This window comes from Pandoraea terrae, assembly GCF_902459695.1.
GTDB classification, from domain to species: domain Bacteria; phylum Pseudomonadota; class Gammaproteobacteria; order Burkholderiales; family Burkholderiaceae; genus Pandoraea; species Pandoraea terrae.
Map to the genome: position 1 here is coordinate 45,329 of NZ_CABPRZ010000009.1, position 24,321 is coordinate 69,649.

The window sequence follows — 24,321 nt, forward strand, 5'->3', positions numbered from 1 at the left end:
TCAGTTTTCGCCCTTCACGCTGGGTTTTGCCGGCGCTTGGCGCGGATCGTAACCCTGGTCTCGCAAACGCTCTTCGTCGCCCGATGCCGGATACGTGCGATCCAGGCTCTGCAGGTAGGCAACGAGATCAAGCGCGTCCTGCGTGGCGACGACCACGCCTCCATTGGTCGGTTGATATTGCTTCGGCAGCTTCACCACCACGTCGCCGGATTGCGCTTCAGGCTTGACCTGGAAGAGGTACGGGTACGAGGGCATGACGCTCCAGTCGAAGATCGACCGCGGTTGGTACAGGTGCGTCAGGTTCCAGTCCCGGCTCGGCTGGCGAGCGCCGATGTTGAGAAGATCGGGCCCCGTGCGCATCGTGCCGAGCAGGTGCGGCGAGTCGTAGGCGTAGTCGCCCGGCGTCGACGCACGGCCCCAGCCGCGGAACGTGTCCGAGAACGTCTGGCCGGTCGAGCGAGGTTGCTGGCTGTGGCAGTACACGCAGCCGTTAGCGATGTACTGCTGGCGGCCACGGAGCTGCTGCGTCGTGTACGGCTTCAGGTACTTCGGCGCCTGCTCGGTTCTGACCTGCCACCCCGGCAGGACCACAAGCATCAACGTTGCGAACAGGAGAATCCCGAAGGCGCCAAGGACGATGGGAATCAGGCGGTTCATGCGACGGCTCCTTTACGCTGCGTGGCGTGGGAAAGAAGCGCGAAGAAGTGAACGCCGAACAGGATATGGCCGAGCGTCATGAGACTGCCGCCGAGCGAGCGGGCTTCCAGGTATGGCATCACGTGTCGAGTGATGTCGGCGAAGCTCGACTCAGGATTCAGCAACTCGATGCCCTGCCGGAAACCACCGATGGTCAGCGAAATGAAGTAGATGGCAAAGCCAATCACCGTCAGCCAGTAATGCGCTGCGATCGCCTTCGGCCAGGGCCATCGATGCCCGGTCAGGTGCGGCATCATGTAGTAGAAGGCCCCGAACAGGACGATTGACACGAAGCCATACGCGCCCAGGTGGGCGTGGCCCACGGTGTAGTGCGTGAAGTGGGTAATCGAGTTGATCGATCGAACTGCTTCGAGCGAACCCTGAAACGACGCTGCGGTGTACATCAGCGCGCCTGTCCACACGAAGCGCAGCGCCATCGACTGCTTGAACGCCCACATGTTCTCCGCGACGGTCACGTGCTGATTGATCGCCACGGCGATCACGGGGATGAACATCATGACGCTGTGCACGACGGACAGCGTCACCACCCACGTCGGCACCGGGCCGCCAATGAGATGGTGGATGCCGACCTGGCTGTAGAACAGCGCCAGGCCCCAGAAGCCGAGCAGCGAGACGCTATACGAGTACACCGGCTTGCCGATGATCTTTGGAATCAGGTAGTACGCGATCCCAACGCCAAGCGGTGTCAGCCACAGGCCGAGCACGTTGTGCGCGAACCACCAGTTCATCGTGGCTTGCTCGACGCCCGTGTGAATGCCCGGGGTGTTTGCGACCACGAACAGGATCGGGAACCACACCATGCCGGCGAGGAAATACCAGCCCGAGACATAGATGTGCTTCACCTCGCGGTGAATCGCCGTCTCGACGGCCGACCACGCGAGTATGGCGCCGCCGATGGCGAGCACGATGTCGATCTGCCAAGGAATCTCAAGCCACTCAAGGCCATCCGACCAGCCGGAGCCAATGGCGATCGCGCCTGCAGTAACACCGACCGCCCAAACGATCGCGCCAACCGTAGCCACTGCCGGACGACGCAACGGCGTATGGAACATTCGCGGAATCTGCCACAGCGCAATGCCGATGCCGGCGGCCGAGAGCCAACCGTAGGCGACGAGATTCAGGTGGATGGTGCGCGCGCGACCGAACGTCGTGAATGCAGTGCTGGCCAGCCAGTCGGGCATGTGGAGCTTGAGCGACGCAATGACGCCGAAGATCGAACCGACGATAAGGAAGCTCACCGACGCGCTCAACAGCAGCAGTACGACGCCTTTGCCAGGCCGGTCGACTCCGGCGCGCATCGCGTCGAAGCTATGGTCCACCTCGGCCGAGGCCGGATCATCGAAGACACCGACTTCGCCGGCGAGGAAGATCGAAGCCGCTTCCTTCTTGCCCGCGCTGATTTGTTTGTTGGCGATAGCCCAGACGAGCATGCCGAGTGCACATAACGACACGACAAAACTGAGCGCCAATAGGATGCCTAGCGTCGATGTCATTGACGCCCCGCACCTTTGACATGCAATGCGTCATCACGCCCATTACGTGATGAACGTCGATTCCTTCCCGTCATTACTGGTCACCTCTCGGTATTCTTTGAACTCGTAGTCATTTTTTGGAGACTTACCGTATCGCAGCGTCGCATGGCCCGATTAATACATCGTTAACTGGGAGCGCGCCGTCGGCGAACAGCCTTCAAATACGAGGCGATGACGTGAATTCGACACGATGACTTCAAAGCGCGCGCAGGAGGCAGCCGCGCATCGACTTGCGTGAAGTCACGGGGAAAACGAGGGTATCCCGGATGCGCAGGCAGCGCGCGAAGTGTGCCGAAAGGGCGCGCCGTCGCCCAGCCAGATTTTCTATGCCTGTCTGAAAGAAAATGTTGGCCGGCTGTGCGAGCAGTACTCGCCAACGGACGCGGCAGGCGCAGACGGTGCTCCGCTGCCCGCCGGCACAAGACGGTGTCGAAGATGGGGATCGCAGTGTGCGACGTCCGGAAGGACGATCGTTATTTCGAGCCCATGATGCTGGGCAAGAGCGCCGGGTTGGCACCCAGCGTGGAACGAATCTCGCCGTTCTCGCCCTGCCAGTAGATCGCCGGGGTCGCGTTCGCATCCAGCGACGCCATCAGCTGCTCGTTGGCAATGAGCTTGGCCTTCACTTTATCGGGAATCGTCGTCAACGGTTGAACGCCAAGGTTATCCGGAAGCTTGACGTGCATCGACGTCAGAAACCCTCCCGCAGACGTTTGCGCGACTTCATGCTGGTTCAGCGCCTCAGAGGGATCTTTTGAGGCGAGAATGGCCGCAGCCTTGCCAAGACTTGTCGGCGTTAGGATCCCCACCATGATGTGGCGCACCTGGACCTTGCCGCTCTTTACCCACGGGCGCATATCGGACCAAAGGCGAGTGCAATACGGGCAATTCGGGTCAGAGAAGACATACACGACGCGTTTGGCATTCGGGCTGCCGTCTCGAATCCAGTTGCTTTGCTGCAACTGCCCCCAGAGCACGCCGCTGATCGCGGGCCCTACTGCCCGCTCGAGCGGGTCGCGAGTTACGTCGTAGCCGGCAGCGTCGAACATCGAGCCGATGATGACCTGCTTGCCGTCGTCGGAACTATATAGTGCGATCGGCTGTTGCCCCTTGTAAGCGGCCCAGCCCTTCATTCCTTTGGGAGCGGGCAAATCACCACTGACGACGACCAATCCGCCTTGCTGCAACGCACGTACGGCAGGCGGGAGGTCTGCCGGCTTGACGCTGGTTGCCATGCGCTGCGCTTCTGCGACGGACGCCGTCAGCACCAGCATAGCGGCCGCGGATACGAGCGTGCCCCGACGCCACATGGAATGCTTCATAGAACACCTTTTCACTTACAAACTGGATTTTCGGAAGGCCAAGTTGCTTAGCCACTGATGGAGGCGACTCGCGACAGGAGATTGGCCGACGAAAATTCGCCGATCATGCGCGACGTCCTGACTTCATTGCCGCCTTTGTCGAACAGGAGGATCGTAGGCGGTCCCACGACGCCGAATTGGCGCATCAGATCTGCAGACGCTTTGCCCGCGACCGTTACGTCGGCGTGGATGACTGAAAAACCCGTCAGGGCGCTGGCGATGGACGGATCGGAGAAGACCGGACACGGCACCAGCGAACATTGCGCCCACAACCGAGCCGCTCCTCGCGCGTCCCGAGGCACCCGACAGCAACTGGCGCAGCGCAAAGGGAAGCTGCAACTGGTAGACACCGAACATGGACAGCGCGAGCAGCAGAAGCACGGCTGCGAACAGTCCGTTTGCCCACCATGACTGCAAGACGGCCTGCACAGTCGAACCGGCCAGCGAGGCGGCCTCGCCGAGCGCGGCGTAGACCAGCGACATGCTCACCACGAATACCGTCGAGAGCACCAGCGCGACATTACGAGAAGCACGCGTCCCGACGATCATCGAGGACACGATCGGCAGCACCGGCCAACTGCAGGGCGTGAAGGCCAGTGCGATTCCCACCACAAACAAGGCGAGCAATGCCAACACCGGGGAGAGGTCGCCCAGAGTGCACACGATGGACTCGTCGCTCGTGTCTGCGCCCAACGCGGTTACAGCGCTGATCGTCGAGTGCGAGGCTTCTGGTGGGGGCTCAGATGCAACGCCCGACGAGGGAGCGGACGATACGTCGATGGTCCGCGTCTGCGGCGGGAAACAGACGCCGGCTTCCGCGCACCCTTGCCAGCCCAGATGGACATGTCCGGCACCGGCAAGTTTGACGTCAAGCGCGACATGACCGTGGAAGATCTCCACGTCGCCGAAATTCGGGTCGTGCTTCTGCTCGCCGGCAGGCATGTCCACGCCAAGTGCGGCGCCCGTGTGAGGATCGACCGCAGTGATCCGCTCGCGGTAGAGGTAATAGCCAGGTGCGATGTCGAACGTCACGTGCATCGTTCGTGAATCTGCGTCGACATCGGAGACACCAAGGGCGAATGCCTTGTCCGGAGACAGCAGCGACGACGCGTCGATCGGCTGCGCAAGGATGACCGCAGACCACGACACCATCAGCAGCGCGAGCAACAGATGGAGAGCGACGAGAAGCTTCTTGAACATGGGCGCGATGGCAAGTAGCGGGCTTCGCCAGCGGCCGGCGAGAACGTGCGCTTGCTGACCAGTCAGTAGAGAACGTCCGGCGACGATACTTCCGCCACGTTAACGCATGGTTAACTGTCAGCGTTACGCGACGCACGAAATTCGCGCCGAAGAAAATGACCGCTCAAGAGGGGCGGTTATCAAGACAGGGTTCATCCAGACGGATTAGCGCGCAGCCTAACACTGTTGTCTGCAGCGTGGAAAACGCTTCTCCTTAAAATTCGCTGCCGCCGTGCCTCGTTCCGCCCAGTGGAAAATGTGGTCGATCAGTCATGATCCACCATCCCATCGCAGCGGCGGCGTCCCGAGTTGAAACTACCGTGCCCTCTCGAGGCGGAAGTATGCAACGGCGCTCTGCAGAGATCGCCCTTGTGCCTCAAGTGACTTCGACGCGGAGGCAGATTCTTCGACAAGCGCCGCGTTCTGTTGCGTCACGCCATCCATTTGAGTCACCGCACGGCTGACCTCCGCAATGCCCCGGCTTTGCTCAAGCGACGCGTTCGCGATGTCATCCATGATGTCCATGACCGCTCGCACCGCAGTGGTTAACTTGTTCATGGTTTCGCTCGCGGCACCCGCCAGTACTGCGCCGTCCCCCGCTTGGGCAACGGACGTGCCAATCAGGCTTCCGATTTCCTTCACGGCGGTCGAAGAGCGAAGCGCCAGCGCTCGAACCTCGTTTGCGACTACCGCAAAACCTCGGCCTTGCTCCCCGGCTCGCGCTGCTTCGACTGACGCATTCAGCGCAAGTATGTTGGTCTGAAAGGCGATGCCTTCGATGACGCTGGTGATTGCCGAAACGTTAGTGGCACTTGCATTGATGGCGTGCATGGTTCCCAGCACCCTTCTCACAGCTTCCCCGCCCTCTTCGGCGACACTCGCTGCGGTGGCGGCCAAGGTTCTGGCCTGAAATGCGCTTTCTGTGTTCTGCTTCACCGTCGCAGTCAATTCCTCGAGACTTGCGGCCGTCTCCTGCAACGATGCCGCCTGCTGCTCGGTACGGGACGACAAATCGACACTACCGGCTGAGATCTGCCGAGAGCCAGACGCAACGCCGGCCGCCGCTGTCTTGACCTGATCGATCAGCGACACAAGACTCGTTCGTGTCGTGGACATCACCCCCAGAATGCTGTCCTCCGGAAAGGTCCCTTCTCCGTTGATGCTGCCGAGATCTCCACCGGCAATTTTCTTTAGCGCCTGACGCGCCAGAGCCGGATCGGCACCAAGCTCGCGATGAACCGTTTTCCGCATATGCCAACCAAGTGCTGCCGCAACGAATATGCCGAATACGGCAATGGCGATAACTGCGAAGGTCATGTCGTGCGCATGCTTATCGGTCGCGTCGTGCTCGCCTCTGGCAAGCGCCTGGCACGCATCGATCTGCGCCAGAAGCTCGGCACGAAGGGATCGCCACGCGGGCGTCTCTTCCGCATTCAGCACAGCAGTTACGTTCGGCGCACCTTCGGCAATGAGATTAAGCACACGTTGCTGGGCACCTGCCTTGGCGGCGCTTAGACTCTCGATTCTCTGCATGCGATCTTCCAACGGTCCCCCTCGCGCCAGACGCTTGGCCAGATCGAGCGTCTTTTTATAGCCGGCGTTCGAATTTCGCAAATTGGTGTGGCCGGTTGCGTTGTTCGGGTCGAGCGCGATATTTCGCAAGGCCTGCTCCGACTGGAGGCCCTGAGCGTACATATCGGTGATTGCGGTCGCCTCCGCCTGATATTGGTCGATGTACACGTTGAATTCGTGCTGTATACTCAGCAAACTCCAGACCGCGAGGGAAAGGGCAATGCTCAGCAGCACTGCCGGCACAGCAAGGCATAGAACGAGTTTTCGTTGGAAGCTCATGGTGCTCTACAGGGAAAGTATCTGAAAGCCAAACGAAGCGTTCGGCATGGCGCAAGACAAACTTCCCACTTTAGCCTTGCCGGATTAAGGCGCGATTAAGTCGTCGACTGCGCTGCTTGGCGCAAAGCCACGCGAAGCGGCGTGACGTTCAGGCGAAGGGCGACCCGAAGCGGGTCACTTGATCGCCCTCACGTGTGCGCCCTTTGTGGCCCACACGCAAGGGCGATGTACTTTTTGCATCCGAAGATTATCTTCGACTGTAACAAACCTCATGCCTTGCTCGCCGATCCGGCGCGCAGAAGGTTGTCGAGCATGCTCACGGCATAAGCGCTGATCTCCCGATGCCTCGGCACACAGAGCCGCAATCGCCGGTTGGCCCACTCTTCTTTCAGCTGCGAGACAGCGACACCATCGCACTCCATCGGCCTGAGCACCGATCGAGGTACGATGGCAATGCCAGCGCCAGAGCGCACCAGCGCCACGATGGACGCGAAGCTGCCCACCTGGATTCTCACATCCATCCGATGCCCGACAGACGACGCCTTGCCAGCGAGAAACGTATGGATAGCCGCGCCACTCTGCAGACTGATGAACGGAAATTTCAGGCAATCGAGGAAGCTCAGCGTCGGAGGCAGGGAGTCCTGGCGCCGTCGTTTGGAGAGAACGACCAACTCGTCTTCGCGATAGTCGTGAAAGGTCAGTCCGGGGTGAACGTTCTCCCAGGTCACAACACCAATATCTGCCCGACCATCCGCGACAGCCGCAATGATGTCGTGGCTCAACTTTTCCTCGAGCACGACGCGAACCTTCGGGTTATCCATCAGGAAACGTTCAAGGTCATCGGACAGGAATGACGCGATCGCACTGCTGTTGGCAAACAGCGTGACGTGGCCGACGACGCCCTCCGCATAAGGCGCCAGATGCGCGTGCATCTGCTCGAGATCCGCCAGGCATCGCCTTGCATGCTCAAGCATGACGACACCAGCCGGCGTCAGCTTGACGCCGCGGACCTCGCGGTCGAACAGCTTTGTCCCGAGATCTTGTTCCAGTGTCTTCAGGCGCAGACTCGCTGACGACGGGGCAAGGTGGCAGTCCTCTGCACCTCCGGAAATGCTTCCCGATACGGCGATGGCAACAAAGAGTCTGAGATCCGTGAGGTCGTAGCGCATTGATCAGGACGTCCGCGTTCTGTGAACAAATCAATTGGAAGGGGATCCGGGTGCTGCACCCCGCGCCAATCATTACACAATGTCGACCTTTCGACTACGGCGAAAGCACCCTTCGCCAATGCCCGTTTGTGGCGAAATTTTGCGAATGACACACTGATTTCGACCATTTCGACGGTCTGTCCTGCAGACCGAACCTCGCGTTCCCGCGAATCCATCAGTCGGAGTCACGCATGCTTGCCGCACTACAAGACACTCGCCCTGTCGAGCTGTTCAACCTCCTCGCTCAAATCGAGGAATCCCTTTCCCGCCGCCCGCCCAACCTCCCCACCGTTGTCCGGCACGCGCTGCGCGAGTCGTTCGCCGACGGCTGCTGGCTCGCGCCGAAGCACTGCGAAGGAAGCTCGGCCAGCTATCAGCGCCACGTTTTGCATTCCGATCCCGCGGGCCGATTCACGATCGTTTCGATCGTTTGGCAGCCCGGACAGGTCACGCCCGTGCACGCGCATCACGTCTGGTGCGCGTTGGCCGTGGTCGACGGCCAACTGAGCGAGGAGGTGTTCGGTTACAACGCAGAGACGGACCTCGTGCACCCGAAATTCACCTTCGAGCACAAACGCCTCGACGGTTCGTCGGCGCTTGCGGGGCTCCATCACATTCATCGCATCCGGAACAACAGCGACCGTCGCGCCATTTCCGTACACGTGTACGGCGTCGACGGCACGCAAGTGACCACCGGCGTTAATCGCGTCCTCCAGCCGGCCTGAGAACACAGATTTCGCATCAAGGAGACAACCATGGATCATTGGCAGCGCATTGAAACTTCCCTTGCCGGCGGCAAACCCGATCGGATCCCCGTATCGCTCTGGAAACACTTTCCCGATGACGACCGCGATGTGGGGATGCTGGTCGAGCACACGCTGACCTGGCAGCGGAAGTGGCAGTTCGACCTCGTGAAGTTCATGCCTTCGGGCACCTATGGCGTCGAAGACTGGGGCGCGGAGACCGCGTACGAAGGAGCCTGGAACGGTGCGAGAAGCGTTGTGAAGACGGTCGTGCGCGACGCGGATCAATGGGCGACGCTGCGCCGGCTGGATGTGACGAAGGGGTGTTACGCGCAGCAAAACGAGGCATTGCGTCACGTGGCCAAAGCGCTTGGCGGACGTACGCCCCTGCTCCAGACCGTATTCAGCCCGCTGACCACCGCGCGCAAGTTGGCAGGCGATCGTGTGTTCACCGACCTGCGGTGCTCACCCGACGCGCTCGAACTTGGCTTGCGAACCATCACAGACGTGACGATCGAATTCTGTCTGGCCGCCGTCGAAGCCGGAGCGCATGGCTTTTTCTTCGCAAGCCAGATGGCGTCAAGCCGCTTGCTCAGCGCGGCAGAGTACGAGCGTTTCGGGCGTCCGTACGACCTGGAGATTTTTGACGCATTGCAAGGCAAGGTTCGGTTGAATATGCTCCATGCGCATGGGGACGACATCATGTTTCCCCTCCTTGCCGGGTACCCCGTCGAAATGTTCAACTGGCACGACCGCATCACAAAACCCGGTCTCAGGCAGGCATCGACCCAGTTCCACAAGATTCTGGTCGGCGGGCTGAATGAACATGCTACGGTATTAAGGGCCTCGCCGGAGCATGTCGCAGCAGAAGTCCGCGACGCCATTGACCAGACGAACGGTGAACGACTGATGATCGGGCCGGGTTGCGTATTGCCCCTTGCAACGCCCGATGAAAACATCCGGGCGGTGCTCTGCGCCGTCGAGGCGTTTTGACGCGACACGCAAGATAATAAACACAAGGAGACAACTGATGCCCCTCGCACTGACTTCCCACGGGCCCGACGGCAGGGCCGCACCGAGCCGCAAGACCCAGTTGGTTGCAACGGTCCTGGGCAATGCCATGGAATGGTATGACTTCATGGTGTTTGCCTTCATGACGCCCATCATCAACCGGCTCTTCTTCCCCTCCTCGGCGGACGCCAGTCCACTGAACTCGATTCTTCTGACGACGGCGCTGTTCGGCGCCGGGTTCATCATGCGGCCTGTCGGGGGAATTGTTCTGGGGATGTATGGCGATCGGAAAGGCCGGAAGGCCGCGATGATGCTGGGCATGTCCATCATGATCGTCTCGGTGATCCTGATGACGTTCGCTCCGACGTATGCCACGGCGGGGATCGCCGCACCGATCATCGTGCTGATTTCCCGCCTGCTGCAGGGATTCTCCGTCGGCGGGGAGTTCGGGACATCCACCGCCTTCCTGATCGAACTCGCGCCGCCCGGTAAGACCGGTTTCTATGGGTCGCTCCAGATCGCCGGTCAGCTTCTGGCGCAGGTCTTCGGTGCCAGCCTCGGCATCTTGCTGACCACGGCATTCACGCCAGATCAGATGGATGCCGGCGCATGGAGAATCCCGTTTGCCATCGGCCTGGCCATCGTGCCCATTACGTTTTTCATGCGTCGAAACATGCATGAATCCCAGGCGTTCGTACGAGAAGTCACGGAGGAGGAGCTCCCAGGCAATGGCTCACCCGCGCACCAATCCATCGGCAGCTTCTTCATCGGCATGGGAATGGTCGCTGCAAGCGCTGTGTCGTTCTACGTGACCTTCGGCTACACCGTCACGTACGCGAAAGAAGTGCTCCATATTCCCATGCATCAGAGCTTCCTCGTTCAGACGCTGGCGGCAATCGTCATGATGCTTGTCGTTCCGGCAGCAGGCATGCTGTCGGATCGATTCAATCGGAAGAAGCTCTTGCTGGCCTCGCTGGGAGGCTATCTGGCGGTGGTCTACCCGTTGTACGTCTGGGTTGGGGCGGAGCCGTCGTTCCAACGCCTTCTGGTCACGCAACTGGTCATGGGCGTGCTCAGTGCGATCTTCCTCGGAGTGTATTGCACGGTGTTGGTTGAGTTGTACGCCGTTCGGCTGCGCGCCACGTCACTCGCCATTGTCAACAACCTCGCGGTGATGGTGTTCGGCGGATTCTCGCAGTTCTTCGTCACGTGGCTCCTGCGCATCACGGGATCGCCGATGGCTCCGATCTTCTACGTGATTCTTGGGTTGGTGATCGGCTTGGTTGCGGTGGCATTCCTGCCCGAGCGCCATAGCTATATCGCCATCCGAACGGGCCGGCACGCCGCGCATCCCTGATCGCAGAGCACAGTTGCGGGGGCATGTCGCCTATCTGGCGGCATGCCCCTTTTTACCTTAGCCGGGCGTCACCGGGAGCGACCGCCCCCTGCTAGAATCCGGTCAGGCGATTGAGCGCGGGATCAGCGACGGGTATCGCTCCATCATCGCTACGTCCCACGGCGGCACCTCCCCCAGGAAGTCGATGAAGCTGCGGATCACCGGATTGATGTATTTGGATCGGAAGTACATGGCATACAGCGTGTGGGCGATGGTGCATCGGTACTCGGGGGCAACGACGTTCAAACGTCCTTCGAGGATGTCCTCGGAAACGACATACGTTGGCAAACACGCAATGCCTGCCCCCTGGATGGCCGCGTGACGCAACGCCATGCTGGAATTGCACGTCATGCGGGCCTTGACCTTCACATTCAGATGCGAGCGTCCGTTCTCGAACGCTCAGCCACCGTTCTGCGTCATCGCCGGGTAGACCAGACATTCGCGTCCGGCCACATCCCGCGGATCTGTAGTGCCACCATGCTCCTGCAAGTACGACGGCGCAGCGCAGTACACCCAGCGGATTGGCGCCAGACGCCGCGCCGGCAGATTCCATTGCGTGCCCGCCGTGATGCGCAGCGCAACATCGATCTCCTCCTCTGCGAGGTTGACGATGCGGTCCTCGAGCGAGACACGGACGTCGACCTTCGGGTACTGCATCAGATATCGAGAGATCAGATCTGCCAGGCGGCCCGACCCGAACGCGATCGAACCGGTCATGTGCAATACGCCCTCCGGCCGGGTGAACTGGCGGGCGGCGTCCAGCGTCATCTCGACGTCAGCCAAAATCGCGCTGGCCCTATCGAAAATGACTCGCCCGTGCTCGGTGAGCTTGAGGCTGCGCGTGGTCCGCATGATCAGCATGCATGCCCAGATGCGCTTCCAGCTGCGCAAGGCTCTTGCTGACTGCCGATGGTGTGATCTCGAGTTCCTTTGCCGCCGCCGTGAGGCTGCCAAGTTCTGCGACGCGTACGAATACGGTGATCTGGCCAAGTGATGCGAGACTCTTCATCGTCTTTCTATAAAGAGGTGAAGGCCGTCGCGCGCCCAGATCGGACGGGGACGGCCCCAGGGTGCTGCCACAACACCGGGCGCTTTGACGCTCAATCAGTGTTCCAGCAGCTTGAACAACGGCGATATGCACAGAAGGACCCCGGTGAACGCCACGAACAACACGCTCTGGGCACGGAACTTCTTCAGTGCGGGAACTCGCCAAACCAGATAGCAAGGAATCAGGCACGACACGATCCCGAACGCCGGCGTACTCCACTGCAGCAGCGCCATCGAGGAGATGTTCGCGACGACCCAGCCCGTCAGCATTAGCGTCGAGGCGATGGCGATACCAAACGGGAGCAGGCGATCGAACGTGGTGCCACGCGTCATGAAGCGATCCGCCACATTCAGGACGATGCCCTTGAGCGCATCGTGGAAGCCCAGATAAATGCCGAGGAACGCCGAGAGGATTGCGACGATGTTCAGCGTGGTGGACAGCAGCTTGACCGTGTCGCCCGGAATCACACGTGCGGCCAGGGCCAGCGCGGAAATATTCTGGGACACAGCATAACGCGCTTCGTCCGCGGTGATCGAGAACAGGAACGAGAACGCGAAGAACAGCACGCTCACCACGAGAATGATGTACGCATACTTGCTGGCACGAAGCGCGCGGTACGTGGCGACGGCCGGGTCCGATTCCACCTTGCGGAAGGCCACGTTCATCGGGTTCAGGATCTGGATGTACACGATCGAGAACACCGCGAACGGCAGCGATACCAGCACGTCACGAACGAACGACAAGGCACCGTCTGGAGCGAGGAAGTTGACATTGCCAAGGTTCCAGTACGGCATCATCGACAGGCCGAGGATCAACACGATCGACAGTTTCACGACGATCAGCGGACCGGACACCTTGAAGAGCAGGCGCTCACCGCGCGAGGCAATCGCCACCATCACACCGATAATGCACAGCGGAAACCAGGCCGTCGACGCGAGCGATTGCTGCGTCACACCAAACACCTGCAGATACGAGGCGCTGTCGTGGGTGATAGTCGCGGCGTATGCCAGCATGCCTTTGGTCAAAGTCAGGAAGTAGGCCGCGCTCATCAGCATGCCCCAGTTCTTGCCCAGGTATTCCGTGATGATCCCCGTGTAATCCTTGCACTCGCCACTCGCCGAGAGCGACCGGATATAAAGGTTCGACAGGTAGTGCACGGCCGGGTACGAGATCCCCAGAGCTGCGGCGGACGTCCAGAATCCCTTGATGCCCATCTGCAATGGCATAAAAACCACGCCTGAGCCAATCGCCATCCCGATACACAACACGACCCAACCGGCGTCATACGCCGTGAAGGGAATGCGACTGCCCGATGTCTGTCCGATCGAAACTGCGCCGCTGCCGATATTTGCCATTTTTCGCCACCCTCAGCATTGAAGAATCTATTCAATGTGGAAAATCTTTCTGTGACTTTCCATCGCTCGCGAATCGATGACGGTTCCGTTCTATTTCGACTCCGAATCAGTCTTCGTGAATCCGGTCTCGTTCGAATCAATCCATGAGCACTGAGTTTATTTTTTGACTACGCTGCCCCCTATCCGTAGTTGCCCTGCGAATTAATGAGCGCAGGTGAAGCGAGTTTTGACTTCTTCTCACGAATCGGAAAAATATTCGTGGCGCGCGCCTGCGCAGAGCACATCTGCGCGGACACGCGCGAAAGAACTCAGTTCATTCCACGGCGTCGTAAATGCGCACGTCCGGCTCGCCGGCGAGCAGCGGGCCCAGTTCTCCAACGACGTCCTTCGTGAACAGATCGCTGGTCAGGTAGGCGCCAGCCTGCTGAGCCGTCTCGAAGCCATGCAGCACCTGCACATCTTCTTCACGCACGAGAAGCTGCTTCGAACGAGCACCGGCGATGGTCTCGAGGAACGGCCCCTTGTAGCGTTGGTACACAGCAGCCGCCGCGCCGCGGTTGGCATGGGGGATACGCAGGGTGATTTCCAAAAACGTCATGAGGTTCTCCCAGAAGGGTTAGTTGGCAACTTCGAAACCGGCGCGCAAGTCGCCCATCAGGCTTTCAAGCCGAAGAAAATCTATGTAACCTTCCTCGCTTTCTGACCGCGGCGCGTCGGTTGTTGTGGCGACATTGCATGCGGGCTTTGCTTCCCACGTTGCCATTGTTTGCCCATGGATGCGCACGCGGCAAATGAGATAATCTATTTGAATCTGATAGAAAAAATTTCGAACATGAAAGCACCCATATTCCTGAACGCTTTGCGGGCATTCGAAGCCAGCGCACGGCATCAAAGTTTTTCAGCCGCAGCGGAAGAGCTGAATGTCACGCCTGCGGCTGTCGGCCAACTGGTGCGAAGCCTGGAGGGGTGGCTCGGGTCGCCCGTGTTTCTTCGAAACGGGACCGGTCGTGCCCGGTTGATTCCTACGGAATCGGCGCTGCGCGCCCTACCCGATATCCGCGCGGGATTCGATCGCTTGAATCTCGGTTTCTCCAGACTCAAGGAAGGCTCCGCCACGGGCGTCCTCACGGTCACCGTCAGTCCCGCGTTTGCAGCAAAGTGGTTGCTTTCGCGCATTCATCGTTTCCAGGAACTGTGCCCTGAGACCGACGTTCGCCTCGATACGAGCCTGAAGCTCATCGATTTCGCAGTACAAGGCATCGACATCGGCGTTCGCTACGGTAGCGGTTGCTGGCCGGATCTCACGGCGGAGAAGTTACTGGATGAAGAGGTGTTTCCGGTGTGCTCCCCTGCCTACAGGAAGCAACATCGGGAGATCCAGTCGCCCAAGGACTTGCTGGATGCTGCGCTGATTCACGACCTGTCCGTCGACAGTCAGGCCGGCTTCGTGACATGGGACACCTGGCTCAACTCCGTTACGGGCGAGCAAGCACCCTCGGCAAGAACAGGCCTGACGATCAACAATTCGGCATCGGTCCTGCAAGCCGCCACCGACGGGCGCGGCATTGCACTGGCGAGAAGCGTCATGGCTCGGGAAGATCTGGCGTCAGGGCGCCTCGTGCGTCTGTTTTCGGACATCTCGTTCCCGTCGAAGCTTGCCTACTACGTCGTCTATCGGCCAGAGTGCGCTTCGCTTGCGCGACTGAAAGCGTTCCGCGACTGGCTCATGCAAGAAGCGCAATCCTCTCAGGCGTCCGGCACCTGAGCCACCCGCGCCTCCGAACGACCGCGCGCCCGCACGGCGACAACGGCTCCGCCTATCCAACGAAGAAATTCTTTGTCTACGGCGCAGATTTTCTTGTTTGTCGCCGCGCGTCGCATCCTTCAGAATTTCCTCTATCCGTACCAAGATCGCCTGCCCCACAGATGCTCGTCGAGCGTCTGAATCTGTCTATCGGCTTTCCCGTTGCCGCCTACGCAGCTTCAATCAATGAAGAAAGCGCGACAGGCATTGCGCTCGGCCGCATCACACCCGCGTCTGCATGAACGTGCGGTTCTGGCAGCTCCCTTGGCGGCCGTTCGGCACGGCTTCGCCGACTTACGACGAAAGGACACTTTGAAGATGTTAGGGCTGACCACCAACCGCAACGTGCTGCGCCTGTCACTGGCGCAAGCACTGGCCGGCGCAAACTCGACCGTCATGTACGCGACGGCCGCAATCATCGGCAACATGCTGGCACCGGATCCCTCGCTCGCAACGCTCCCCATTTCCATATTCGTACTGGGCATGGCACTGTCGACGCTGCCGGTAGGCTCGGTCATCAAGCGCTACGGTCGCGTGACGGCGTTCGTGATCGGCAACGCCTGCGGTGTCGCCATGGGCCTCGTAGCAGCGCTCGCATTGGTCATTCATTCGTTCTCGCTGTTCACGTTCGCCATGATCTTCGGCGGCGCCTATAACGCCGTCGTGCTTACGTTTCGCTTTGCGGCCGCCGAGTGCGTGTCGCCCGCCGACCGTCCCAAGGCGCTCTCGACAGTGCTCGCAGGCGGCGTGCTTGCCGGCGTTCTCGGGCCGCAATTGGTGACCAGCACCATGAACGTCTGGCCGCCGTACGCTTATGCAGCGACCTACCTTGCGGCAGCTGCCGTGGCAGTTCTCTCCGCCGCCGTGCTGGCGGGCGGCAAGTTCGATCAGGCGCAAAAGGAAGACGTGCACCAGGAGGGACGCCCCGTGTCCGTGTTCCTGCGCGATCCGCGACTGCTCGTGGCGATTCTCTGCGGCGTCGTGAGCTACATGCTCATGAACTTCATGATGACCTCGGCCCCGCTGGCAATGGAGTTGTGCGGCATTCCCCGCCAGCATGCGAACTTCGGCATCGAACTCCACGTCGTTGCGATGTATGCGCCGAGCTTCTTCACCGGCCGCCTGATCTCGCGTTTCGGTGCACACCGAATCGTGCTGGTTGGCCTCGCACTGACCGCCGGCGCAGCGTTCGTTGGCATGGCAGGCGTCTCCGTGGGGCATTTCTGGCTGGCGCTCGTGCTGCTGGGCTTCGGCTGGAACTTCGGTTTCCTTGGCGCCTCTGCCATGGTCCTGACGTGCCACTCCCCGGAAGAGGCGCCGCGCGTTCAATCGATCAACGACTTCGTCGTGTTCGGCGCGATGGTGATCGGCTCGTTCGCCTCCGGCAGCTTGCTGACCTCGATGGGCTGGACGGCCGTCTCGAGCCTCATGCTGCCGCCGCTGGCGATCGGCGTCATCGGTGTGGTGTGGCTCCAGTGGGGACGCTCGCGCAGCAAGAGCCTTGCCTGACGAGCCCTCGCGAGGCGCAATAGATTTTCTATCCATGTTGCACAGGTAATCTCGTTTGCGAAGCCGATTGGCGAAAGGAAAAATATCGATACGTCGTGCGGGTTCGGCAGTCACAAGTCCTGTGCTGCCGCGTGCGACGAATCGACATGAACCACTATCGCCCCTCAGGAGCAATGAACCATGATGCAAGACTGGAATTCGTACCGCGCCGCCCTGTTTGAACGTATCGGCGAGTTTGCCGAACTGACGCCGGACGTCATGCGCGGCCTGAACACCGTGCAGGACGCAGCGGTCAAAACGGGGCAACTCGACTCGAAGACCCACGAGCTGATCGCACTGGCTGTCGCCGTGACGACGCGTTGCGACGGCTGCATCTCGGTGCACGCCAAGAAGGCGGTGGAATTCGGCGCGACGCGCGCGGAAGTCGCTGAAGCCCTGGGCGTCGCGATTGCGCTGAACGCTGGCGCTGCGCTGGTGTATTCGTCGCGTGTCTTCGACGCGATGGCTGCGCTGCCCCAAGCCTAACCGACGTGGCGGGCGGGGCTCGATGTCCCCCGTGCGTCGTGCCCTGCCCACTCGCCACACAGACTCAACACCATGCTTGTCAATTCCGATTTCTCGCGCCGCGCCATCGTGACACCCGACCAATATGTCTGGGTACCGTCACCACAGCGTGGCGTGGAACGCGTGATGCTCGACCGGATCGGCGCCGAGAAGGCACGCGCCACGAGCATCGTGCGATACGCGTCAAATTCGATTTTTCCTGCGCACAGCCATCCCGGCGGCGAAGAAATTCTTGTGCTGTCCGGAACGTTTTCCGAAGGCAAGAACGACTACCCGCAGGGCTGGTACTTGCGTAATCCGCCGGGGTCGGCCCATCAGCCGTCAAGCGGTCCTGGCGCGATGATCTTCGTGAAACTGATGCAGATGCCGGCGGCCTCCGGCCCCGAGGTGCGCATCGATACCAGCGATCCCGTGCGCTGGCGAACGTCTCAAGGTCGCACCACCTGCCATCTCCATACCGATGACACCGAGCACGTCGAACTGCTGCATCTCGACGGTGGCGAGCCCGTGTTCAAGCCATCGCATCTTCAGGATCTGCGATTGGCCGAGCTACTTGTCCTGCAAGGCGAGCTCGATGTCGACGGCGCGTCTCACCCCGCCGGCAGCTGGATCCGCTTGCCGGCAGGGGACGCCGCCAAGCCGGCCGCAGGCCCACATGGCACGACCGTGTACGTGAAGCGCAGCGTACCTGTCTCCGAAAACGGGGGAAAATGACCCATGGATACCGTACACATTGCAATCATTGGCGGCGGCCTCAGCGGTCTGTTCGCCGCGTATCAGTTGACCCAGCAAGGTATTCACGACTATGTCGTGATCGAGGCGAAGGAGGCCATTGGCGGCCGCATCCTGTCGCTGAACATCGATGACGAGACCAAGGCGGGGACTCACACGTTCGATCTGGGCCCGACCTGGTACTGGCCGGATTACCAACCGCAGCTCCGGCAAGTGATCGACACCCTGGATCTCCCGACGTTCGAGCAGCACGAGACGGGGGATATGCTGATCGAGCAAGCCAGCGGCCAACCCAATCGGATGCGAGGCTATCCGAACGTACCCGCCTCAGTTCGCCTGTACGGTGGCATGGGCGCGTTGATCGATGCCCTCGCTGACAGATTGCCCCCGGCCAACATTCGTACCGGCCTGACGGTCAAGCGGTTGAATTCGGGTGAGGACCGCGTCGAGATCAACGTTGCAGATACCTCGGGTGCCAGCACAACCCTCCGCGCAGAGCGCGTCCTGCTGGCGATTCCGCCGCGCATCGCCGTGTCGCGGATCGTATTCGATCCGCCGCTGCCCGAATCGCTCGTGACGGCATGGCGCCACACGAATACTTGGATGGCACCTCACGCGAAGCACGTCGCGGTGTACGACACACCGTTCTGGCGCGAGCAGCAGCTCTCAGGCGAAGCACGCAGCGGCCGGGGACCCATGGCCGAGATTCACGATGCCTCCGTTCCCGATGGCATAGGCGCGCTGTTCGGCTTCATCGGCGTCCCGCCCAACGTGCGTGCGTCGCTTCCGGAGGGTGCACTTCTAGAAAAGTGCCGTATGCAGTTGATCCGGTTGTTCGGCGACAAGGCGGCCAACCCCGTCGCGCACGTCATCAAGGACTGGGCTGCGGACTCGTTTGTCGCGACACCCGAAGATCTGGTCGGCTATGGCATGCACAGCAGTGCGCCGGCCTCCACCGCCTCGTCGGCGCCGTGGCACGGGCGTGTCATCGGCATCGCCAGCGAGTGGTCGCCGCAATTTCCGGGGTATGTGGCTGGTGCCGTCGAGGCGGCGTCGATAGGCGTGCGGGAATTGCTTGTCCAGGACAAGCGCAGCATGCGAACGCAGTCGCTGCTCCACTGACCTGATTTGATGCACTAAACCATCGCGTGCGCACAGCGGCCTCCACGGCCCGGGCATGCAGACCTGTAACCGTTCCAAGTACCGGATGACGATCATGAAAACCACCTACCGCGCAATGCAAGTCGGCTTCGCAAACCCGCTCGAACTGGTCGAGCGCCCTACCCCCAAGCCAGGTGCGGGCGAAGTGTTGATCGAAGTCGACGCATGTGGAGTGTGCGGCGCAGATGCCGCCGACATCGACAACGCCAATCCGGATTTGCACCCGCCGCGAGTGCCGGGCCATGAAGTGGTCGGACATATCGCGGCCGTTGGCGACGGCGTGCCGTCGATGTGGAAGCTCGGGCAACGGGTCGGCGTTGGCCGTAAGGGTGGTCATTGCGGCGAGTGTCAGCAATGCCGCCGCGGAGAATTCCAACTTTGCCCGAATCAGCCGATCCTCGGCGCGTCGTGTGATGGCGGGTATGCCGAAATGATGATCGCGCGCGCTACAGGCCTCGTGGCAATTCCCGACGAACTGAGTTCGACGGAAGCCGCGCCCATCTTGTGCGCCGGCATCGCCACGTTCAACGCACTGAAAAAGTCCGGCGCACAGGCGGGCGATACGGTAGCCATCTATGGTGTCGGTGGCTTGGGTCATATGGCCCTGCAATACGCCCGCAAGATGGGCTTCAAGGTCGTAGCGATTGGTCGCGGCAAGGATATCGAGCAGGACGCACTCGCGCTTGGCGCTCACGTCTATCTCGACACGAACACGGACGCCGTGGTCGAGCGCCTCCAGCAAATGGGCGGTGCACAGGCGATCGTGAGTACCGTAGGCAGCGCGGACGCCATCTCGACCGTGATGCCAGCCCTCGCGCCGCAAGGTCGACTGGTGCTTTTGGGTACTGGCAAGGTGCCGCTCACCGTGTCGCCGGGCATGATGGTCGGCGGCGAGCGAAGCATCGTCGGGTCGATTACCGGCTCTGCGTACGAGAACGAACGTACACTGAACTTCAGTGTGTTGGCAGACGTACGGCCACAGATTGAAACGATGCCGCTGGAAAAGGCCAATGAGGCCGTGCGGAAGATGCGCTCCGGCGAGGTCAAGTTCCGCATGGTCCTGACCATGGGCAATGGCGGCTGACTTCCAGCGCTGCCGTCAAGCGCCGCCCGGACACCGGCCTGCAATGACGTGGACGACGCTCCGCCAGGATGGAGGGCTCCGCCCTCCCGATCCGCTGACCGTCCGTGTACAGCGAATTCCGGCCCGGCACGAGTTTGCCGAGCACTCGCATGAATGGCACCAGGTAGTCTATGCAATATCCGGGCCACTGACGGTCGTCGCCGAGCAACGGTCTTTTCTCATTGCCCCTGAGCAAGCGGTGTAACTCCCGCGAGATACGGCGCACCGGGTCGGGTCCCTGCTGGGTGCGGACTTCCGAAGCCTCTGGATAGCAGATGGCGAACTCGGGCATGCCCTGCCGGGGATGCCCTTCGTGTTCAACGTGTCGCCCTTGCTGCAGGCATTGATCGTTGAAGCGGCGACGCTCCGGAAGGACGGGATTGTCGATTGCGACTACCTCCAGCGGGTCACCCGTCTCATCTTCGATCAGGTCGAGCGCGCAAAGGCAACTCCAGCCGCACTGAGTTGGCCATGGGAAGTGTCGCTTGCCAGCCTTTGTGAGTCGCTCTATATGAATCCGGCGGAATCACGCTGCGTTGAAGAGCGGGCCCAAACTCTCGGTATGTCTTCGCGAACGCTGGCGCGTCGCTTCCTGGCCGACACAGGCATGTCGCTGAGATCGTGGCGTCGACGCATGAGATTGCTACGCTCAATTGAACTGCTCGCGAGTGGCCTGGGCGTTACGCGCACGGCAATGGAGCTCGGGTACGGATCGACGTCGGCATTCGTCTACGCCTTCCCCATGGACATGGGGGATAGCCCGCGGGCTTATATGCGCGAGCATCACCCCGGGAGTCGAAGCCGCTTCTGTCGAAGATGCCGACCGAGATTTCGACGCGCCGACACATACAGTTGCATTGCCACCGACCGCGCGGCTCCCTCACCTCGATGGGAGCCGCGCGGTCGTGTCACTTCAGGGCTTCATGACGTCGCCGTCGTACAGCATCTGGTAGAGCTTCTGCCCGCCGGCCTTGAACGTGTGGAAACCGTTCTGCAGGAACGCGGAAACCAGGTTAGCCCCCACCAGTAAGACGAAGACCGTCATGACGACGCGCCCGGCCGCCTGCTTGTTCACCGTCGCCGATTCAGGTGCCACATCGCTCATCTGCGAGAGCAGCGGCAACGTGACGACGCAATACATGATCGCGCCCGTGAAGATCATGAAGGACCACGTGTACATGTGCAGTCCGAAGATCGCAGATCCGGTCGGCGTCGTGTACGGCGGCGCTTTGGCGAACATGAACAACAGGCTGATCAGGCTACCGATCAGCGCACCGAAAGCGCTCAGGACGTAGTTCCACGGGCTCGCCTTGAATCGCAGATTCAGGAGGAGCCCCGCACAGAACGGCATGAACGCAACGTGAATCAGGTTGCAGGAGGCGCAGGGCAGCTCGATTTTCGGCCCGTATCTCACAAAGAATTTGTTTCCAACTTTCAAAGAATATGCGCCTTGCCGGAGCCGCCCAATGCGCGGACCATTGAACATGGTGCCACGTCGTATGGTGTTGTTACCGAGTTCGCCATCGCGCGCTCCCGCCACGACGCCTCGGACGCTACCAGTCATACTGAAAGAAGGAGTTTTCAATGAGTGCAGTGCGTGTTACCCCCTGGCAAGACGGCGATCCTGTCCCTCCGGAACTGCTGGCCGGCATTCAGGCTCGCCGCCCGAATGGCGAACTCATCGGTATCGATCGCGTCTTGCTGCGGAGCTTCCCGCTGGCGACGGGTTGGAACGAGCTGTTGCGTCGTGTGCGCGCAGACTTCAGCCTCGAGCTCGAATACCTCGAACTGATCATGCTTCGCGTTGCCGTATTGAACGGCGCGGATTTCGAATGGGGTGTGCATCACCCCGCGTACCTGCAAGCGGGCGGCACTGAAGAGAAATGTGCCGCCATCAAGGCGCATCGCGCCACCGGCCCGTTCGACGAGAAGGAGCAACTGCTCATCGAGCTGGTTGATCAGTCGACGAAGTACGTGCGGGTGGACGAAGCAGTCATCGATCGCATGAAGGCGCTCTTCGGTGAAACGAAGACGGTAGAGGCTGTCGCGACTGTGGCTGCCTACAACATGGTGTCTCGCTTCCTCGTCGCGCTGGCGATTTGAGCGCCGTAAGCCGCCGCCCGTTGTAACAGGCAATATGCAGAGCAATGACAGGCATCGCCGGCCTGTGGAATCTGTCATTTGCTCAACATCGGTCGGCGGCTGATCGACATACGCGATGCCCGGTTTGCCGTTTAATGGTCTGCGCTGGCGAAGCCCTCGCTTCGCCACGTTCGGCGCCATGCCGTCGAACCGTGCCCATTGCTTTCACGGAGCGATAAACCAATGTCACAAGTCTCAGAGGCCACCGTCGATTCGGTTGCCAATACCGGTGACGCGCTGCCTCACGCAGATGTGATGCGCGTCATTTCCGGTGTCGTTCTCTGTATTCTCCTCGGGGCACTCGATCAGACCGTTGTCATACCGGCGGTACCGGCCATCGCGGGAGATCTGGGCGGATTTGGGCAGTTGTCCTGGATCATCGCGGCCTATCTCATCTGCTCGACGGTCAGTACGCCGGTCTATGGCAAGCTTTCCGATACCTACGGGCGTCGCAGGTTGCTGATGAGCTGTATCGCGATCTTCATGGCGACTTCGGCACTTTGCGCACTCGCACAGTCGATTCATCAACTGATCTGGTTCCGGGCGCTTCAAGGCTTGGGCGGAGGCGGGTTGATGGCCCTTGCTCAGGCAGCCATCGCAGACGTTGCGCCGCCGCGTGAACGTGGGCGCTATCAAGGGTATCTATCAGCGGTATGGGCGATCGCGTCGATCAGTGGACCGCTCGTCGGCGGATTCGTCGCCGAGCAATGGTCGTGGCGCTGGATCTTCTGGATCAATCTGCCGCTGGGGGCACTCGCGATCTGGGCTTGCAGCCGCGGACTTCGAAACATCAAGACGCATGCCAACGGACACAAGGCACGGATCGATCTGGTCGGCATGCTTCTGCTCGCCGGCACCATCTCGACGGTGCTGCTTGCGCTTGGCTGGGGCGGGCGCGAGTATCCGTGGTTGTCTTTCGAGGTTGTGGGCATGTTGGCCGTTGGCGGTGTGCTGGCGACCCTGCTCATGGCGCAGGAAAAACGCGCACGGGATCCGGTCCTGCCGCCCCCTGTGTTTGCCAACCCGACCTATGTATCGAGCGTGCTTGTCTCGACGCTGATGGCGGTGGTGCTCTTCGTCTGCCTTTTCTCCATCCCGCTCTATGCCCAATTGCTCAGAGACGCAAGCGCGGCGGAATCAGGCCTGTATGTTGCGCCGTTCATGCTCTCGAACGTCAGCGGCAATCTACTTGGTAGCATGTACGCGCGCCGCAAAGGCACGATACGCGGGGCCTTGCGCATTGCTACCGCGTTGAGTTGCTTCGGGCTGGCTTTGTCGGCGCTCATGCCGGCTGGCGCACCCGTGTGGATGACGGTCGGCGCGATGGTCATCACCGGACCGGGCGTAGGTGTCTGCCTGCTGGGCACCATCATGAGTGCGCAGAATGCCGTTCCGTCCAAGAACATTGGTGCTGGCACGGGCGCCCTGCTCGTGCTTCGCTCGGTTGGCGGTGCAAGTGGCTCGACGTTGGCAGGCGCGCTTGTGGCGTCTGGGCTCGCTGTCGCTTCGGGAGCAATGGCGGCATCTCACATCTCCGCCAACTTTGAACTACTGTATGGCATTACTGCCGTCATCTGTGCAGCAGCGTTCATCGTCACACTACGCATGCCGAATACTCCGTTACGGAGTCAGATTTCTTCGGTATCGCTGGGAGAGTGATGATCCAGCGGATCGATCCAGGCGGGGATATCTTGCACACTTTCCCGCCTGGATCGAATCAGTTCGCGGTCAGTGCGCCGGCAAGTTTCTCAGGATCCGACACCTTCATTTGAACATCGCCTGTTGCGGAATGGCTTTGCGCATGATGGGTTTAACTCCCGGGTGA

The 24,321-nt window shown here is 60.8% G+C and carries 22 protein-coding genes and 1 pseudogene; 12 read left to right on the forward strand and 11 right to left on the reverse strand.

Going from position 1 to position 24,321, the window contains the following annotated elements; translation table 11 throughout:
• From PTE30175_RS12335 to PTE30175_RS12360, 6 genes are all read right to left on the reverse strand, one after another.
• A complete protein-coding gene (locus PTE30175_RS12335; RefSeq protein ID WP_150697355.1) occupies positions 1-657 on the reverse strand; it encodes a cbb3-type cytochrome c oxidase subunit II in 657 nt (218 codons plus the stop codon).
• A complete protein-coding gene (locus tag PTE30175_RS12340; RefSeq protein WP_150697356.1) occupies positions 654-2,210 on the reverse strand; it encodes a cbb3-type cytochrome c oxidase subunit I in 1,557 nt (518 codons plus the stop codon). Before PTE30175_RS12340 ends, PTE30175_RS12335 begins: the two co-directional genes overlap by 4 nt.
• Before the next feature lie 512 nt (positions 2,211-2,722).
• Positions 2,723-3,571, reverse strand: coding sequence for a thiol:disulfide interchange protein DsbG (gene dsbG, locus PTE30175_RS12345; protein ID WP_224788741.1), 849 nt, complete (start codon positions 3,569-3,571; stop codon positions 2,723-2,725).
• A 123-nt stretch (positions 3,572-3,694) separates the two neighbouring features.
• Positions 3,695-4,810 carry a cytochrome c biogenesis protein CcdA gene (locus PTE30175_RS12350; RefSeq protein ID WP_150697357.1) on the reverse strand — a complete coding sequence of 372 codons (1,116 nt, stop codon included), beginning with the start codon at positions 4,808-4,810 and terminating at the stop codon, positions 3,695-3,697.
• A gap of 354 nt (positions 4,811-5,164) precedes the next feature.
• A complete protein-coding gene (locus PTE30175_RS12355) occupies positions 5,165-6,700 on the reverse strand; it encodes a methyl-accepting chemotaxis protein (protein ID WP_150697358.1) in 1,536 nt (511 codons plus the stop codon).
• 269 nt (positions 6,701-6,969) lie between these two features.
• Positions 6,970-7,869 (reverse strand): LysR substrate-binding domain-containing protein, encoded by a 900-nt coding sequence (locus PTE30175_RS12360; RefSeq protein ID WP_150697359.1) that lies wholly within the window; start codon positions 7,867-7,869, stop codon positions 6,970-6,972.
• A gap of 230 nt (positions 7,870-8,099) precedes the next feature.
• On the opposite strand from PTE30175_RS12360, the gene PTE30175_RS12365 reads away from it, so the two are divergent.
• The 3 genes from PTE30175_RS12365 to PTE30175_RS12375 are packed head-to-tail and all read left to right on the forward strand — an operon-like array spanning position 8,100 to position 11,019.
• Positions 8,100-8,633 (forward strand): cysteine dioxygenase family protein, encoded by a 534-nt coding sequence (locus PTE30175_RS12365; RefSeq protein ID WP_150697360.1) that lies wholly within the window; start codon positions 8,100-8,102, stop codon positions 8,631-8,633.
• Between the two features lie 30 nt (positions 8,634-8,663).
• Positions 8,664-9,644: a uroporphyrinogen decarboxylase family protein gene (locus tag PTE30175_RS12370; protein WP_150697361.1), complete on the forward strand. Its 981-nt coding sequence runs from the start codon at positions 8,664-8,666 to the stop codon at positions 9,642-9,644.
• Entirely contained in the window at positions 9,589-11,019 is a 1,431-nt protein-coding gene (locus PTE30175_RS12375) for an MFS transporter (RefSeq protein WP_338044441.1), read from the forward strand. The genes PTE30175_RS12370 and PTE30175_RS12375 overlap by 56 nt, the downstream gene beginning before the upstream one ends.
• Positions 11,020-11,121: 102 nt before the next feature.
• Here PTE30175_RS12375 and PTE30175_RS28650 read toward each other — a convergent pair.
• The 4 genes and pseudogenes from PTE30175_RS28650 to PTE30175_RS12400 all read right to left on the reverse strand — a co-directional run bounded on the left by PTE30175_RS28650 (position 11,122) and on the right by PTE30175_RS12400 (position 14,059).
• Positions 11,122-11,919, reverse strand: a pseudogene (locus PTE30175_RS28650) (substrate binding domain-containing protein).
• Positions 11,855-12,067, reverse strand: coding sequence for a helix-turn-helix domain-containing protein (locus PTE30175_RS29225; protein ID WP_150697364.1), 213 nt, complete (start codon positions 12,065-12,067; stop codon positions 11,855-11,857). The pseudogene PTE30175_RS28650 and the gene PTE30175_RS29225 overlap by 65 nt, the downstream one beginning before the upstream one ends.
• Before the next feature lie 95 nt (positions 12,068-12,162).
• Complete coding sequence (locus PTE30175_RS28225; protein WP_191629018.1) at positions 12,163-13,461, reverse strand: amino acid permease; 1,299 nt, start codon at positions 13,459-13,461, stop codon at positions 12,163-12,165.
• Positions 13,462-13,774: 313 nt separating this feature from the next.
• The gene (locus PTE30175_RS12400; protein WP_150697365.1) at positions 13,775-14,059 is read right to left on the reverse strand and encodes a hypothetical protein; all 285 of its coding nucleotides are present in this window, start codon (positions 14,057-14,059) and stop codon (positions 13,775-13,777) included.
• Positions 14,060-14,293: 234 nt separating this feature from the next.
• On the opposite strand from PTE30175_RS12400, the gene gcvA reads away from it, so the two are divergent.
• The 7 genes from gcvA to PTE30175_RS28655 all read left to right on the forward strand — a co-directional run bounded on the left by gcvA (position 14,294) and on the right by PTE30175_RS28655 (position 21,384).
• The gene (gene gcvA / locus PTE30175_RS12405; RefSeq protein ID WP_150697366.1) at positions 14,294-15,226 is read left to right on the forward strand and encodes a transcriptional regulator GcvA; all 933 of its coding nucleotides are present in this window, start codon (positions 14,294-14,296) and stop codon (positions 15,224-15,226) included.
• 357 nt (positions 15,227-15,583) lie between these two features.
• Positions 15,584-16,774, forward strand: coding sequence for an MFS transporter (locus PTE30175_RS12410; RefSeq protein WP_150697367.1), 1,191 nt, complete (start codon positions 15,584-15,586; stop codon positions 16,772-16,774).
• A 180-nt stretch (positions 16,775-16,954) separates the two neighbouring features.
• Complete coding sequence (locus PTE30175_RS12415) at positions 16,955-17,299, forward strand: carboxymuconolactone decarboxylase family protein (protein ID WP_150697368.1); 345 nt, start codon at positions 16,955-16,957, stop codon at positions 17,297-17,299.
• 72 nt (positions 17,300-17,371) lie between these two features.
• Positions 17,372-18,052 (forward strand): cupin domain-containing protein, encoded by a 681-nt coding sequence (locus PTE30175_RS12420; RefSeq protein WP_150697369.1) that lies wholly within the window; start codon positions 17,372-17,374, stop codon positions 18,050-18,052.
• Between the two features lie 3 nt (positions 18,053-18,055).
• Positions 18,056-19,192, forward strand: coding sequence for a flavin monoamine oxidase family protein (locus PTE30175_RS12425; protein WP_150697370.1), 1,137 nt, complete (start codon positions 18,056-18,058; stop codon positions 19,190-19,192).
• Between the two features lie 94 nt (positions 19,193-19,286).
• Entirely contained in the window at positions 19,287-20,315 is a 1,029-nt protein-coding gene (locus tag PTE30175_RS12430; protein ID WP_150697371.1) for an alcohol dehydrogenase, read from the forward strand.
• A 550-nt stretch (positions 20,316-20,865) separates the two neighbouring features.
• A complete protein-coding gene (locus PTE30175_RS28655; RefSeq protein ID WP_263596284.1) occupies positions 20,866-21,384 on the forward strand; it encodes a helix-turn-helix domain-containing protein in 519 nt (172 codons plus the stop codon).
• On the opposite strand, the gene PTE30175_RS12440 is transcribed toward PTE30175_RS28655, so the two are convergent.
• Complete coding sequence (locus tag PTE30175_RS12440) at positions 21,268-21,792, reverse strand: hypothetical protein (protein ID WP_150697372.1); 525 nt, start codon at positions 21,790-21,792, stop codon at positions 21,268-21,270. The two genes, PTE30175_RS28655 and PTE30175_RS12440, sit on opposite strands and share 117 nt — an antisense overlap.
• A gap of 146 nt (positions 21,793-21,938) precedes the next feature.
• On the opposite strand from PTE30175_RS12440, the gene PTE30175_RS12445 reads away from it, so the two are divergent.
• Together PTE30175_RS12445 and PTE30175_RS12450 are read left to right on the forward strand one after the other, a co-directional pair.
• Positions 21,939-22,457 carry a carboxymuconolactone decarboxylase family protein gene (locus PTE30175_RS12445; RefSeq protein WP_150697373.1) on the forward strand — a complete coding sequence of 173 codons (519 nt, stop codon included), beginning with the start codon at positions 21,939-21,941 and terminating at the stop codon, positions 22,455-22,457.
• A 222-nt stretch (positions 22,458-22,679) separates the two neighbouring features.
• Complete coding sequence (locus tag PTE30175_RS12450) at positions 22,680-24,155, forward strand: MFS transporter (protein WP_224788742.1); 1,476 nt, start codon at positions 22,680-22,682, stop codon at positions 24,153-24,155.
• The last annotated feature ends 166 nt before the right edge of the window (positions 24,156-24,321 follow it).

Excerpts from the sequence above, each read along its gene's own strand:
- PTE30175_RS12410 (WP_150697367.1), top strand. The coding sequence starts at position 15,584 with ATGTTAGGGCTGACCACCAACCGCAACGTGCTGCGCCTGTCACTGGCG.
- gcvA (WP_150697366.1), top strand. The coding sequence starts at position 14,294 with ATGAAAGCACCCATATTCCTGAACGCTTTGCGGGCATTCGAAGCCAGC.
- PTE30175_RS12400 (WP_150697365.1), bottom strand. The coding sequence starts at position 14,059 with ATGACGTTTTTGGAAATCACCCTGCGTATCCCCCATGCCAACCGCGGC.
- PTE30175_RS12355 (WP_150697358.1), bottom strand. The coding sequence starts at position 6,700 with ATGAGCTTCCAACGAAAACTCGTTCTATGCCTTGCTGTGCCGGCAGTG.
- PTE30175_RS29225 (WP_150697364.1), bottom strand. The coding sequence starts at position 12,067 with ATGAAGAGTCTCGCATCACTTGGCCAGATCACCGTATTCGTACGCGTC.
- PTE30175_RS12360 (WP_150697359.1), bottom strand. The coding sequence starts at position 7,869 with ATGCGCTACGACCTCACGGATCTCAGACTCTTTGTTGCCATCGCCGTA.
- PTE30175_RS12425 (WP_150697370.1), top strand. The coding sequence starts at position 18,056 with ATGGATACCGTACACATTGCAATCATTGGCGGCGGCCTCAGCGGTCTG.
- PTE30175_RS12430 (WP_150697371.1), top strand. The coding sequence starts at position 19,287 with ATGAAAACCACCTACCGCGCAATGCAAGTCGGCTTCGCAAACCCGCTC.
- dsbG (WP_224788741.1), bottom strand. The coding sequence starts at position 3,571 with ATGAAGCATTCCATGTGGCGTCGGGGCACGCTCGTATCCGCGGCCGCT.
- PTE30175_RS12445 (WP_150697373.1), top strand. The coding sequence starts at position 21,939 with ATGAGTGCAGTGCGTGTTACCCCCTGGCAAGACGGCGATCCTGTCCCT.
- PTE30175_RS12450 (WP_224788742.1), top strand. The coding sequence starts at position 22,680 with ATGTCACAAGTCTCAGAGGCCACCGTCGATTCGGTTGCCAATACCGGT.
- PTE30175_RS12335 (WP_150697355.1), bottom strand. The coding sequence starts at position 657 with ATGAACCGCCTGATTCCCATCGTCCTTGGCGCCTTCGGGATTCTCCTG.
- PTE30175_RS12415 (WP_150697368.1), top strand. The coding sequence starts at position 16,955 with ATGATGCAAGACTGGAATTCGTACCGCGCCGCCCTGTTTGAACGTATC.
- PTE30175_RS28225 (WP_191629018.1), bottom strand. The coding sequence starts at position 13,461 with ATGGCAAATATCGGCAGCGGCGCAGTTTCGATCGGACAGACATCGGGC.
- PTE30175_RS28655 (WP_263596284.1), top strand. The coding sequence starts at position 20,866 with ATGAATCCGGCGGAATCACGCTGCGTTGAAGAGCGGGCCCAAACTCTC.
- PTE30175_RS12365 (WP_150697360.1), top strand. The coding sequence starts at position 8,100 with ATGCTTGCCGCACTACAAGACACTCGCCCTGTCGAGCTGTTCAACCTC.
- PTE30175_RS12420 (WP_150697369.1), top strand. The coding sequence starts at position 17,372 with ATGCTTGTCAATTCCGATTTCTCGCGCCGCGCCATCGTGACACCCGAC.
- PTE30175_RS12340 (WP_150697356.1), bottom strand. The coding sequence starts at position 2,210 with ATGACATCGACGCTAGGCATCCTATTGGCGCTCAGTTTTGTCGTGTCG.
- PTE30175_RS12370 (WP_150697361.1), top strand. The coding sequence starts at position 8,664 with ATGGATCATTGGCAGCGCATTGAAACTTCCCTTGCCGGCGGCAAACCC.
- PTE30175_RS12350 (WP_150697357.1), bottom strand. The coding sequence starts at position 4,810 with ATGTTCAAGAAGCTTCTCGTCGCTCTCCATCTGTTGCTCGCGCTGCTG.